Origin of the sequence: Labrys sp. LIt4, from assembly GCF_017813775.1 — a bacterium.
Classification (GTDB): domain Bacteria; phylum Pseudomonadota; class Alphaproteobacteria; order Rhizobiales; family Labraceae; genus Labrys; species Labrys okinawensis_A.
Genome location: NZ_JAGIPY010000023.1, coordinates 78,568 through 91,312 on the forward strand (window position 1 = coordinate 78,568; position 12,745 = coordinate 91,312).

Genomic DNA, 12,745 nt, shown 5'->3' on the forward strand with positions numbered 1-12,745 from the left:
AGAAGGATATGAGAGCGTTCTCAATTAACCGACCGTGCGGTAAAATGCAAACGCCTTCCATGTCGCCTCGATACGGGTGGTGGCGTCAGCGGGATCGGGCCGAGAGAGCGTGACCGGAAGAAGCCAGGCAATCCTGACGAGCGACCGCGGGATGGCGGCTGGGAAGCCGATTGAAACGAGAGAAGGCGGGAAGTTTCAACGCTTCAAGCCACTGCGCCGGTGTTCCGGGGCCGCCTTCGGCTGGTCAAGTTGAGCGACGGAGCCACGTTCGATCATTTCGGCGGGCATCAGCACAGTTCGGGGTGGATAGTCCTCACCGCGAATACGTTCCAGAAGCATTCGTGCCGCAGCCTCTCCCATGGCCAGTCGGGGCTGGGCGACGACTGTAATGCCGGGGCGATGGAAGCTCATCCAGTCGATGTCATCGAAGCAGATGAGCGAGAGGTCTTGCGGGATGGACATTTTCAGCTCTGTGAGCGCCCGCATGACGCCTTCCGACATGGTGCCGTCCGTGGTGAACAGGGCGGTCGGCGGGTCAGGCATCGTCAACAGGCGTGGGACCGCCGCCTGGGCGGCCAGGGCGGAATAGCTTCCGGCTCGCTGAACCAGGCGCGGATCAACGGGCAGTCCCTCGATCCGGTGCGCCCGGATATAGCCCAGAAGGCGCTGCCAGCTTGGATAGAGCAACTCGCTTTCAATCGGATCGCCGGCGATGGCGCGCGCCAAAAAAGCATCCAATCCGCCGTTTGTCTCATCGACGAGTTCTGCCACGATGCCGATACGGCGATGTCCAGCCGCGATCATATAGCGGACGGCCTGTTCAGCCGCGGCGATATTGTCCGTCGCCACACGGTCGACCATCAAACCGGCAACGGCGCGGTCTATCAGCACAAGGGGCATACCCATGCCCTTGAGATTATGCAGATGCCGCGCTTTGCGCGTGTCGCTCGGGGTGACGATGAGGCCGTCCACCTGCTTTTGCGCCAGAAGCTCGACCGAATGGACCTCTTTCGCCTGGGCCTCGTCGCTGTTTGTGATCAGAAGGCCAAATCCGTTCGCCTCGGCGACGTTGGAGATGCCACGCAGGACCGAGGCATAGAAAGGGTTCTGGATATCGCCGGCGACCACGCCGAGCGTACGGGTCTGGCCTGTGATGAGGCCTCGAGCGAGCGCATTGGGCCGATAGCCAAGATCTTGTGCCGCCTTGAGAACCTGCTCTTTTTTTTCCTCGCTCGTATAGCCATAGCCGCCGAGCACGCGTCCTGCAGTCGCGGTGGAGACACCTGCCGCACGTGCGACATCTGCGATCGTCGCTTTGCTTTTCGCAGCCAAATCGGGCTTTCCTCTCATATATCCAGCCGGCCAAGTGAGAATCCTATCATGCGCATTTCGAAAAGAAGCGACAGCATTATTTAAAGCGCCTTCTTGAACTCGCGCTAATAGCGCGACTGCTCCGAGATTCTTCCGGATTCGCCGCTTGACGGATGCGCTGACTCCGTGTCTCATATGTGAGAACGTTCTCTAAAAACAACTTCAAGGGGAACCAGAGAACGCATCGCGGACCCGGCGGGTTCGCTACGAGAAGGAGGCTTTCATGATTAGATCCATTCTGGCCGGCTGCATTCTGGGCGCGATGCTGGCAATGCCGGCGCTCGCCGGTGTCATCCCCGCCCTCCATGACAAGTTGCCGCAAGAATACAAGGACAAGGGTGTGAAGGCCGCGGTCTTCAATGATTGGGCGCCCGATGAATTCCTCGACTCCGACGGTCAGCTCAAGGGGTGGAGCGTCGATATCGCCAAGGAAATGGAAACGCGGCTGGGCGTGCCTTTCACCTTTGAGGGCACCAGCTTCGACGCCATCATCCCGGGCATTCAGTCCAAGCGTTTCGACGCGGGCTTTGCGTCCTTCGGGACCACCGCAGAGCGATTGAAGGCGCTCGACTTCGTTTCTCAGCGCCGGATCGGCACCTCCTTTGCCTATCCGGCCGACAGCAAGCTGGACATCAAGTCCGTATCCGAGGCCTGCGGCCTGACGGTCGCCGTGCTCAACGGTTCGTGGGATATCGGTCTTCTGGAGAGGCTGAACGCCAACGAATGCAAGGACAAGCCGGTCGTCATGCAAACGCATGGCACGCAGGCGCAGGCGGAACTCGCCGTTCGCTCCAATCGTGCCCAGGCCACGGTGGGCGGCTCGGTCAAGCTGGCTTATATGGCCAAGCAGACCGCCGACCTGAAAGTTTCACCGCTCGTCCTGTCGCCCGTCAACAGCTGCATTGGCGTCCGCAAGAACGACCCGCTCGGACAGGTCCTGGCGGACACGATCCAGTCGATGATCGATGACGGCACCTATGAAAAGATCATGGCAAAATGGGGCCTTAACGATGCCGGGATGCTGAGCAAGGCCCTTCTCATCACCGAAGAACATCCCGCGGATCTTTAAGACCGCGCCTGGTTCGAAGTTTATTCGGACGAGGACACCTATCGGACCGGCAGCAAGGAATGACGATGTCTGATCAACTGCGACACCGCCCCTCCATTCATGATCTCAAGCCCATCGCTGTGCCGAAGATAGGCCATTGGATCGGAGGCGCGATTCTGGCGGTTTTTGCGGTCATCTTTCTGCAGGTCCTTGTCACCAACAAGAACATGCGGTGGGACGTCGTCGCCGAATATATGTTGAACCCGGCGATCTTGTCAGGCCTGGGCATGACGCTCTTGCTGACGTTCCTCGCCATGGTGCTCGGTCTTGCCATCGGTGTCCTGCTGGCGATCATGCGCTTGTCGGGCAGCTATGTCTTTCAATGGGTGAGCTGGGGCTGGATCTGGTTCTTCCGCGGCGTGCCGCCATTGGTCCAGATGATTTTCTGGTACAATTTGGCGCTGCTGCTGCCCGAGGTCTCAGTCGGCATTCCGTTCGGCGGGCCGAAACTCTTCGCCTGGAACACCAACGAACTCATCACCCCCTTCAGCGCCGCAATCATGGGCCTTGCTTTTACCGAAAGCGCCTATGCCGCCGAAATGATCCGGGCCGGCATTCAGGCCGTCAATGCCGGCCAGACCGAAGCAGCCGCCACGCTCGGAATGACACGCGGCCAGACCTTGCGTCGCATCGTGCTGCCGCAGGCACTGCGCATCGTCATTCCGCCGATCGGCAACGACACGATCTCGATGTTGAAATTCACCTCGCTCGTGTCCGTGCTGGCGCTACCCGATCTGCTCTATTCGGCCCAGATGGTCTATGCGCGCACCTATCAGACGGTGCCGCTGCTGCTGGTTGCAACGATCTGGTACTTGGTGCTCACAACAGTGCTGACGGTCGCGGAACATGCCATCGAGCAGCGATTGAAATCCGAACGCGGCGCCGGCTCGAAAAAAGCGAGAGGCTCTTTCGCCTTCCGTCTGTTCGCGCGCCAGCAGGAGGCCCTGTGATGAACGAGCATGCGAATGTTCAGCCGCTTCTGAAGGTCGAGCGGCTCCGCAAGAGTTTTGCCATGCACGAAGTGCTGCAGGGTATCGACCTTGCGGTGACCCGCGGCGAAGTGACGTGCATCGTCGGTCCGTCAGGCTCGGGCAAGAGCACGCTTCTGCGCTGCCTCAACTATCTGGAAAAGCCCACGGGCGGCGCGATCTTCCTCAATGGCGAGCCTGTCGGCGTGCGCTGGAAGGGCGACAAACTCTATGAGATGAGCTTCAACGAACTCGCCCGCCAGCGCCAGCGCATGGGCATGGTCTTCCAGGGGTTTCACCTCTTCCCGCACAAGACGGTGCTGGAAAACGTCGTCGAGGCGCCGGTCCTGGTCAAGCGCGTGCCGCGTGCCACGGCGATCGAAGAGGCGATGGTGCTTTTGGAGCGCGTCGGCATGAAGGAGCGCGCGAGCTATTATCCCACCCAGCTTTCCGGCGGCCAGCAACAGCGCGCCGCCATCGCCCGTTCGCTGGCGATGAAGCCGGACGTGATGCTGTTCGATGAGCCAACGTCCGCGCTCGACCCCGAACTTGTCGGCGAGGTCCTCGCCGTGATGCGTCAGTTGGCGGATGACGGCATGACAATGGTGGTCGTTACGCATGAAATGGGCTTTGCCCGGGACGTCGCCGACCACCTGATCTTCATGGATGGCGGGGCGATTGTAGAGCAAGGGCTCCCAGCCGACGTCCTGACGCGCCCTCAGCACGAGCGCACCCGGGCCTTCCTGGCACGTGTTCTCGCTGACGCCTGAAGCGTCAGCCAAGCGTGCGCGAAAGAGCCGATGCGGTGAAAAGATCCAGATGTGCGCCGCCGTTGTTCTTGAACACGGTGATCTGGTTGGCGCTGGTGCGGCCTTGTGTTTTCCCCTGGACAAGTTCGAAGAGGTCGGCCTTCACGGCTTCCCAGGTGATGGCGCCGGACGTGACGGCCTGAGCAAGGTCACCGCCGCCTTTCATATTGATGCGAGTATCGACGAAGATCGTGCCTCGCGACAGCGCGGTATCGTCTGCTTCCCGCAGCGTCGGCAGATAGGCGCCCACGAGGTCGAGATGGGTGCCTGGCCGCAGGAGTTCGCCCCTGACCAGGGCCTTGTCGGACATGGTAACGCAGGACACGACATCAGCGCGGGCGACAGCGCCGTCGAGATCTTTACTGACCGTGGCATCAAGGCCCTTGGCGCGCAGTTGAGCGACGACTGCCTCGGCCCGCGCTGCGGTGCGGTTCCAGACCGTGACACGACGCAGCGAGGGCCGGGCCGCCAGATGCGCCTCGGCGAAATGCGGTGCAAGCGCTCCGGCTCCGACGATCAACAAATCCTCGACGTCGTCCCGCGCCAGGAGAACCGAGCCGAGGGCGGAATCAGCTGCTGTCTTACGCGCCGTCATCGCCGCGCCATCCGCAGCGAGAAGCGGAGCACCCGTTGTGCCGTCGAACAGAACCACCAGGCCCTGAACGGCGGGCTGCGGCGGCTGGAGAGCCGCGTTCTTCGCGAAGACACCGACCATCTTTACCACGATCGGCCCACCGGGTGCCCAGCCGGGCAGAGTGACGAACTGCGCTTCGCCACCAGCGGGATCGGACTGCACCACAACCTCCGAACTCGGCACCGGGCCAAGATGAGCCTCGCGCAGCGCCTCGATCAAAAAAGGCCAGGGAAGGGCCGCATGAACCGCGGCCATATCGAAAACGCGCATGTCGAACCCTTCAGATCTTGATCGTATAGGTGACCAGATGGCTTGGCGTGACCAACTGCGACAATGCTAGAGGGCGATGCTGCGCATCGGTGACGACCTTTTCGATCCGGTAAACTGGCTGGACAGCACTAATCGCGAGGGTGGTACGCTCGGCTGGCGAGGCGAGACCAACATCGATCTGCCGTTCGGCATGAGCCGGCTCGATGCCGTTGTCGCGCAATGCCGCGAAAAAAGACCCACCGGCGGCGACTGGCTCGATCACCTCGGGAAAACGCTTTGCATCAAACCAGAGCGTTTCCAGGGTCATTGGCCTGCCGCCGTCTTCCAACAGGCGGTCGAAGCGGATGAGAGCCTCGGCTTGCAGGCGGTCGCGAATGGCCGGGGCCTTTGGATTGTCCTCGCGCGCGAGAATGCGGTGGCCGCTCTTCCGGCCGAGGCCATCCATGGTTTCGGAAAAGCCGGAAAGAGAAACCAATGTTTGTTGCACCTTGCGCGGCTGGATCACCGTGCCGCGGCCCTGCTGCCTTTGCAGGCGACCGTCGGCGCACAGATCACCGATCGCGCGCCTGAGGGTGATCCGGCTGACGCCGTAGAGAGCCATCAGCTCGAGCTCCGAGGGCAGGAAGCTGCCCTCGGCGAACTGGCCGGATTCGATCCCGGCCAGAATCGAACGCCGGACTTGTTCGTAGAGCGGCAAGAGGTGTGATTGCTTGTCCATCCGCCCTATCCAGCTCGATCAATAGCTGATCTTCTTCATATAGCGCCGGCCTTCGAGCATCGCATGTTTGCGCAGGTCGGCGATCTTATAGGCAAAACGCCAGAGCGTGTCGAAGAAGATCAGTGGCACTAAATTGCCGCGGAACTGCGGGTCTATGCCGGAAAGATCGAGCTTTTCGGCGTCCAGGACCAGGATGTTCTCCGCGCTGCCGAAACGATGCAGGAACTCGTCGGCGCGTTCTTCGAGACGTCGCGTGCTGTCGAGGCCTTTCATGAGGATGAAGGCGCGATCCTTGTCCAGAACCTCGAAGGGGCCGTGGAAGAATTCATTGGCGTGGATCGCCTGGCTATTGATCCACTGCATTTCCATGAGCACGCAGATGGCGAAGGAATAGGCCGCGCCGTAGCTCGCGCCACTGGCAACCGTATAGACGACATCCTGCTTGGCAAAGCGCGGCGCATAATCTTCGAACATCGGCGCAAAAGCGACCTGCGCCCGATCAATGGCGGGCTGCAGGGCGAGAACGCTCGTGATCAGCGTCTCGGTGAGGTTCTCGCCGCCAGTGAGGGCGACCAGGCCCATGACGATCTGGTAGATCCGCGAGTAGTTGCTGTTTTTGGCGTCGATCGGCACCCCGGTGGTGTAGGGCGCCTCGAAGCCGACGACATGGTCCACCGTCCTGGCGAGCGGAGAGGCCGGATCGACCGTCAGGCCGATGGTTGTCGCCCCCCTGGTGCGAGCGAATTCGGCGGCGGCCGTCGTTTCCTTGGTCGTGCCGGTCATCGAGCACAGAACCACCAAAGAGTTCTTGTCGAGAGAGCGCGGCCCGCGGGCAACGAACTCGGCGGCGTTGTAGACATCCGACGGCAGCGGCGAATGCTGATCGAGCAGGAACTTGGCTGGATACATGATCGACAGCGAGCCGCCGCAGGCCACGAAGAACACGTGCTTGACCGATTTTGCCTCGAAGGCGCCGAGCGCCGAAACAACGCCGCCATCAAAGGCTGAGGGGAGGGACATGGCCGTACCTTTCTATATGACGTCCTAATACGTATTATGTTCAGGCTGGCCGGGTCAAGCGAACTTGACATCCTTCGCCAAATTTTGCGAACGTTCTCACATTCGAGCGTGAAAACGTCATTATGCAGTGGACGACAGGGTGGGATTGGACGTGACGGACACCTACGACGCCTTGATCGTGGGCGGCGGCATCATCGCCGCAGCGGCAGGCCAGCACCTGACGGCGGCGGGCTATCGCACCTTGCTCATCGAGCGCGACGATTACGGTTCGGGCACCTCCAGCAAGACCTCGAGGTTGCAACATTGCGGGCTTGGATATTTTTCCGGCGCCACCGGCTCGATCGCCGCGTTTCTGGCCCGGCCGCGCACTGTGATCGAGTGCTTCGACCTCATGCGCCGCGCCATGCAGGCGCGGGCTGAATTCGTCCAAGCGGCACCCGAGCGGGTAAAGCCCGTCACCTTCATCGTTCCGCTGACACGGGAAAACGCCATTCCGCCTTGGAAGGCGCGGCTCGCCTTCCGGCTGATGGCGGCAGCTGATCGTGGCAGGGTGGCGCTGGATCTTCGTCTTCTTTCCGCCCAGGAGGCACGGGCGCATCCCGCTCTCGAGGGCATGGCGGGACTTCAAGATATTCGCGGCGCGATAAGTTTCACCGAGTACCAGTATCATTGGCCCGAGCGCATCGTGGTCGACACCGTGATGAAGGCCCGGGCTATCGGTATGGAGGCGCTGAACCATACGGCAGTGGCGGCTCTCATGCGTGAGGGCGAGCTTTGGCGGGTGAGATTGACGGGGGCGGAGGGGGCGCGCGAGGTGTCTTCGCGTGCGGTGATCAACTGTGCGGGCGTATGGGTGGATGAGATCATTGCGCTTGCCGGGGCGCCGCATATTCGCAAAAATACCGGCGAAAAGGGCACGAACATCGTCGTCCGGTTGCCGCAGAGGCTGCGCGGCATCGGCTTCGAGACTGTCACCGTGGCCGGCGCGCCCTTCTATTTGATTCCCTGGGGTGAGCTTCACTACGCCGGTCCATGGGACTCTCCCTCCGGCGGCGGACCCGACGGGTTCCGCGCAACCGAAGCAGAGATTGCCGCCATCCTTGCTCAAATCGGGCGGCTGTTTCCCGGTTTTGGGCTGAGGCGCGAGGACGTGCTTTACGCCTGGGCCGGCGTTCGGCCTCGCAGTCTCGCCAGCGACGGCAAAAGTTCTTCAGCTGCAGTCCGCGAGCATGACCTTACTGATGAGGGCTTGCCGAACTTCTTCACTTTCACGGGCGGGCTGCTGATGACTCACCAAGACGCCGGACGGAGGCTTACGCGTGCGGTAGCTCGCCGGCTGAAACCGTCCGGCTCTCCGCGTCCGCTCGACAAAGGGGCGTTTCGCATCGCGGATATACACCGTGTTACGGAGACCTCCGTCGCCCAGGCCGTGCTGCACGAGCAGGCTCGCTCGCTCTCCGATATTCTGCGCCGCCGTCTTCGCGTAGGATGGGAGCCGGATCTTGGCTTGTCCCATGCGGAGACGGCGGCAAAATTGGCTGCCCCGCATCTCGGCTGGACGCCGGAAGAGGTGGCAGCCCAGATCGCCCGCTTTACCGAAGAAACCGTCGCGGACTTCACCCTGCGAGCGCCATCGCCTTGATCCGGAGGGAAGAGGGGGGCGACGCGAAGTCATCAATCGTTTTGAGAACGTTCTCATATTATTGTGAAAACAGGCTTGAAATCACCACCTCTGCGGGCCATCGAGGAGAGGAAATCCAATGGCGCTCGACGAACGCAATATCAGTGCGATGAACTTCCACTACGTCAGGCATACGATGGATCGGTTTCTGGCCGATGTTTGTGATGCCGGGGTTTCTCGCATCGAACTCTGGGCGGCCGCCCCGCACTTCTACATTGGTGACAAGACGTTGGCGGATGCGCGGGCGCTGGGGCGCAAGGTGCGCGGCATGGGCCTCGATATCGTCGCTTTCACGCCGGAGCAGTGCATCTATCCCATCAACATCTCGGCGAAGGAGCCGGAACTTCGCGACCGTTCGGTACGCTATTTCCTGGAGTCGATGGAATTCGCCGTCGAATGTGGTGCACCGGCCCTGCTGGTCACGGCGGGTGGCGGCTATCGCGACGAGCCGGCTTCGCTGGCGCTGGAGCGCTGCATCGATTCCATGGGCATTCTCTGCGACCGCGCGCGCAGGCTCGGTGTCGATCTTTGGATGGAGTCTTTGCCGGATTCCTTTGCCAACATCATTCGTTCGGCCAAGGAAATCCGGACGTTGATGGATGCGCTCGCGAGCCCCGTGCTCCACGCCGTGTATGATGTCGCAGGCGCCGTGATGACGCATGAGCGAGCCGAGGACTATTTCACGCAACTCGCCGGACGCGTCGCGCATGTGCATTTCACCGACTCCGATGCTGAAGGCAGTCATCTCGCGTGGGGCGAGGGCATCGTCGATCTCGACAGACTGATCGCTTATCTTCGCAGTCAGCACTACGAGGGATCCCTAACCGTTGAGCTGACCAACTGGAAATACAACGTGGATCCCGCCCCACCGCTGAAGCAATGCGTCGAGGCGATGCGCGAGGCCCTGCGCCGGGCGTAGCAGATCAAAAGGTACTCGCCGCCAATTTGACGACCTGGAGCCTTGGAGAAATCGCCCCTCCTGTTCGCCATGCAACGGATCGTCCTCGGCATCGGGACCGAGAGCGATTTCTTCCGGGCACCGGCACGGATGGCATTTTGCGTTTTCCACCTGCAACTCGAGGGTAACCGACGGCCGAGGGGAATGCGGCGGGAACTTCCGATGTCGTACTCCTCTACTACCCGCGGTGCGGAGAACGGGCCTATAAGGTGATGCTGGTGGGGTGGGTGGAAAAGGAATATGCTCGCGACAGAGCATGAAATGCCGCCGTTCTGGCCAATGAAATCTGGGAGGGATTCGTGGTCGAGATTATTTCCAAGCGGGATGGCCCGCGCCGGGAGGATGCCGCCTTTCGCAGGCTTCTGTCGGAAAACCGTTCGACCATCACGCGTCTTGCCGATCAGTTCAGCGCGGGCGCCTATTCCGCGAGCAAGGCGGCCAAGCCGAAACCCCAGCCCCAAGGCCTTATCTTCCACGACATGGGCACGGGCGCTCCCGCCCGGGAACCGCTCCCCCGGATACGCGTCAGCCTCAACGGCCGTGTCATCGTGGTGGATGAGAACACCAGCCGCCAGCTTCATCATCTCGGCCAGGTCACGGCTCGCGACGGAAGCGAGACCTTCGTGCTGGCGACGAGCGAGAATGGTTTCTTTGCCCCGCTCGACGAGCCGATCGCCACCCGGCTCGCCGATCTCGACAATCAAACATTGTCCGGCGACCGCACGGAAGAGTGGCTCGTCGCCGAGATCGGCCGCCGGCTGGAACTGGAATGAACGCCGGAGCCTCGTTCTCGCATGTCCACGGGCCTTGCGAGGGCGGTGCATTCCTCGTGGCCTTGCCACCTGCTGCATGGCGTCGGCATGTCGTGTCCTGCATTATCGCCGCCATCCGATTGGAACTCCCATGAACTAGAGGTGCCACTCGAGAGAGCAATGTGAAGCACGCATGACACGCGATATCGATCTGGACGACATCCGCACCAGCGTTGCCCAATCCGGTCGACAGGCCCGAAGCCTGTCGGTGGCGAATCTCGACTATGACGAACGACGGACCATGCGGGCCTGGGAGAATCTGCTCTCCGGTGCTTCGGACAAGGATCGCGCGCGTTCGCCGGTCCGCTCCCTCATTCGCGATTCCTGGCACCGCTGCGCCACCGGCGGTATCGACGCGCAGCAGAATGAGGCCCCCCTCAGGGGAGGGCGCGACGAGGTCGAGCATCTGGCCTATCTCAACCGTGAACTGCTGGAAGCGGCGCGCCGATCCTTCTTCACCATCGGCCGGTTGCTCGAGGGCACCGGCGCCATGCTGGTTCTTGCCGATGGCGAAGGCACCCTCATCGATACCGTCGGCGACGAACGCACTTTGCGCGATGGTATGGACATCCATTTGGCGGTCGGCGGCAAATGGACGGAGGATGTCGTGGGCACCAACGGCATCGGGACGGCACTCTGGGCCGGTGAACCCGTCTTCGTGCATGCGGCCGAGCATTTCTGCGCGGGCATCAAGGCCTGGACCTGCGCCGGTGCCCCGGTGCGCGATCCTTTCGATGGGCGCATCATCGGCGTGGTCGACCTTTCCGGCCATCCCGATATCTTCAGGCCCCACAACACCGCTCTGGTCGCGGCGGCTGCGCGGGAAATCGAGAAGGCCCTGGCCGACCAGCAGAGCGAGGAGCGCACGCGTCTCCTCGAAGCCTTCATCACCTCGGCGCCGCGCTATCGCCGTTCCGACGGATTGATGATCGTCGACCGTCATGGCCGGGTGATCTACAAGGCCAACCTGCCCAGGCCGATCGAGGGCGGTTTCCTCGCCTCCTTCTCGGGCGCTCCGGCCCGAAGGCTGGTCGAACTGACGGCCGCCGACAGCCTGGATGGGCTGGTCAGCCAATTGCCGCAGGAATTTCAGAGCTGCCATGTCAACCGGCTGGAGCTGGATGGAGACCTGCGGGGAGCGGCGCTGGTGTTTCCACCCGTTGCAGCGTCGAGCCTCGTACCGGCCGTCAATCCGGCCTCCACGCGTCTCAATCAGGCCAGGGCCGCCATCATTGGCGAAAGTCCCGCCTTGCGCGCAGCCGTCGACATCGCCTGCCGGGTGGCGCAGTCCAATGACGTCACCTCCGTGCTGATCGAAGGGGAGACGGGCGTCGGCAAGGAGCTGTTCGCCAGGCTCCTTCAGCAGGGCAGCCCGGCAGGGGCGAATGCTCCGTTCATAGCCCTCAATTGCGGCGCCATCACCCGGGAACTGTTCGGCAGCGAGTTGTTCGGCCATGCGCCCGGCGCCTTCACCGGCGCCAGCCGCGAGGGCAAGCCGGGTGTGTTCGAGCTTGCGAATGGCGGTGTGCTGAGCCTCGACGAGATCGGGGAAATGCCCCTGGATATCCAGCCCTTCCTGTTGCGCGTGCTCGAGGACCGGGTGGTGACCCGCATCGGCGACAGCCGGCGCCGACCGGTCGACGTGCGGCTGGTGGCTTCGACCAATCGCGAACTGAGGCAGGAGGTGGAGGCAGGGCGCTTTCGCCGGGATCTCTTCTATCGCATCAGCACGGTATCGATCCGCGTGCCGCCCCTGCGCGAGCGCGGGGAGGACATCGTGCTGCTGCTCGATCACTTCAACCAGAAGATCGCTGCCCGCATGCAGATGGAGCCACTGGCGTTCACGCCGCAGGCGCTGGATCATCTCATGGCCTATCACTGGCCTGGCAATGTGCGCGAGCTGCGCAATCTGGTCGAGAAGCTGCATGTGCTCAGCAATGGCGGCAGCGTCGGCGTCGCCGACCTGCCGGCAGAGCTCACCCGCGCCGCCGCAAGCGATGATCGGCCTGTGCTCGCTTCGTCACCCCTGGCGGGGACGGGAACACTGGAAGAGGCCGAATGCCAGGCGATCCGTCAGGTTCTTGCTGCCGAGCACGGCAATCTGAGCCGGGCAGCCCGCCGGCTCGGCGTCTCTCGTCCCACGCTGTACCGCAAGCTGGACCAGTATGGCATTCGCCGCGGCTTCTTCTGAATTCTCGTGAGTTTGCTTGGCTTGCGGGCAGAAGCGGCGCGCTGGTTCTTGGCCCTCCCCCTCCAGGGGAGGGTATTGCCACCCATGGAGGGCTGCGCCGCAAGCCTTCACGCGCGGTTCTCCGACCGGGTCACGCCAGATCGAAGCGGTCGGCGTTCATGACCTTTGTCCAGGCTGCGACGAAGTCGGTGACGAACTTGGCGTT

11 protein-coding genes are annotated in these 12,745 nt (G+C 62.3%); 7 read left to right on the forward strand and 4 right to left on the reverse strand.

The features are described 5' to 3' along the window. Positions 1–195: 195 nt before the first annotated feature. The gene (locus J8I29_RS27400; protein WP_245197414.1) at positions 196–1,332 is read right to left on the reverse strand and encodes a LacI family DNA-binding transcriptional regulator; all 1,137 of its coding nucleotides are present in this window, start codon (positions 1,330–1,332) and stop codon (positions 196–198) included. Between the two features lie 262 nt (positions 1,333–1,594). Between J8I29_RS27400 and J8I29_RS27405 the strand changes: the two genes are divergently transcribed. The 3 genes from J8I29_RS27405 to J8I29_RS27415 all read left to right on the forward strand — a co-directional run bounded on the left by J8I29_RS27405 (position 1,595) and on the right by J8I29_RS27415 (position 4,217). Then, on the forward strand, positions 1,595–2,440 hold the full coding sequence (locus J8I29_RS27405; RefSeq protein ID WP_105864861.1) for a transporter substrate-binding domain-containing protein: 846 nt from the start codon (positions 1,595–1,597) through the stop codon (positions 2,438–2,440). A 65-nt stretch (positions 2,441–2,505) separates the two neighbouring features. Next, positions 2,506–3,429, forward strand: a complete 924-nt coding sequence (locus J8I29_RS27410; protein ID WP_209434083.1) for an amino acid ABC transporter permease — start codon at positions 2,506–2,508, stop codon at positions 3,427–3,429. Continuing rightward, entirely contained in the window at positions 3,429–4,217 is a 789-nt protein-coding gene (locus tag J8I29_RS27415) for an amino acid ABC transporter ATP-binding protein (RefSeq protein WP_181161324.1), read from the forward strand. Before J8I29_RS27410 ends, J8I29_RS27415 begins: the two co-directional genes overlap by 1 nt. Positions 4,218–4,221: 4 nt before the next feature. Here J8I29_RS27415 and J8I29_RS27420 read toward each other — a convergent pair whose 3' ends face one another. Genes J8I29_RS27420 through J8I29_RS27430 form a run of 3 tightly spaced genes read right to left on the reverse strand, consistent with a single transcriptional unit; the run spans position 4,222 to position 6,898 of the window. Then, positions 4,222–5,160 (reverse strand): ornithine cyclodeaminase, encoded by a 939-nt coding sequence (locus tag J8I29_RS27420; protein WP_209434084.1) that lies wholly within the window; start codon positions 5,158–5,160, stop codon positions 4,222–4,224. 10 nt (positions 5,161–5,170) lie between these two features. Further along, a complete protein-coding gene (locus J8I29_RS27425) occupies positions 5,171–5,878 on the reverse strand; it encodes a GntR family transcriptional regulator (protein ID WP_209434085.1) in 708 nt (235 codons plus the stop codon). Positions 5,879–5,896: 18 nt separating this feature from the next. Continuing rightward, entirely contained in the window at positions 5,897–6,898 is a 1,002-nt protein-coding gene (locus J8I29_RS27430) for an SIS domain-containing protein (protein ID WP_209434086.1), read from the reverse strand. Positions 6,899–7,049: 151 nt separating this feature from the next. Between J8I29_RS27430 and J8I29_RS27435 the strand changes: the two genes are divergently transcribed. From J8I29_RS27435 to J8I29_RS27450, 4 genes are all read left to right on the forward strand, one after another. After that, a complete protein-coding gene (locus J8I29_RS27435; protein ID WP_209434087.1) occupies positions 7,050–8,540 on the forward strand; it encodes an FAD-dependent oxidoreductase in 1,491 nt (496 codons plus the stop codon). Positions 8,541–8,658: 118 nt separating this feature from the next. Further along, positions 8,659–9,498 carry a TIM barrel protein gene (locus tag J8I29_RS27440; protein ID WP_209434088.1) on the forward strand — a complete coding sequence of 280 codons (840 nt, stop codon included), beginning with the start codon at positions 8,659–8,661 and terminating at the stop codon, positions 9,496–9,498. Positions 9,499–9,836: 338 nt separating this feature from the next. Beyond that, on the forward strand, positions 9,837–10,310 hold the full coding sequence (locus J8I29_RS27445; protein ID WP_209434089.1) for a hypothetical protein: 474 nt from the start codon (positions 9,837–9,839) through the stop codon (positions 10,308–10,310). A 172-nt stretch (positions 10,311–10,482) separates the two neighbouring features. Continuing rightward, positions 10,483–12,540 (forward strand): sigma-54-dependent Fis family transcriptional regulator, encoded by a 2,058-nt coding sequence (locus tag J8I29_RS27450; protein WP_209434090.1) that lies wholly within the window; start codon positions 10,483–10,485, stop codon positions 12,538–12,540. Positions 12,541–12,745: the final 205 nt, after the last annotated feature.

What these genes read in the sequence shown, in the direction of transcription:
- J8I29_RS27405 (WP_105864861.1), top strand. Translation starts at nt 1,595, where the DNA reads ATGATTAGATCCATTCTGGCCGGCTGCATTCTGGGCGCGATGCTGGCA.
- J8I29_RS27410 (WP_209434083.1), top strand. Translation starts at nt 2,506, where the DNA reads ATGTCTGATCAACTGCGACACCGCCCCTCCATTCATGATCTCAAGCCC.
- J8I29_RS27415 (WP_181161324.1), top strand. Translation starts at nt 3,429, where the DNA reads ATGAACGAGCATGCGAATGTTCAGCCGCTTCTGAAGGTCGAGCGGCTC.
- J8I29_RS27420 (WP_209434084.1), bottom strand. Translation starts at nt 5,160, where the DNA reads ATGCGCGTTTTCGATATGGCCGCGGTTCATGCGGCCCTTCCCTGGCCT.
- J8I29_RS27425 (WP_209434085.1), bottom strand. Translation starts at nt 5,878, where the DNA reads ATGGACAAGCAATCACACCTCTTGCCGCTCTACGAACAAGTCCGGCGT.
- J8I29_RS27430 (WP_209434086.1), bottom strand. Translation starts at nt 6,898, where the DNA reads ATGTCCCTCCCCTCAGCCTTTGATGGCGGCGTTGTTTCGGCGCTCGGC.
- J8I29_RS27440 (WP_209434088.1), top strand. Translation starts at nt 8,659, where the DNA reads ATGGCGCTCGACGAACGCAATATCAGTGCGATGAACTTCCACTACGTC.
- J8I29_RS27450 (WP_209434090.1), top strand. Translation starts at nt 10,483, where the DNA reads ATGACACGCGATATCGATCTGGACGACATCCGCACCAGCGTTGCCCAA.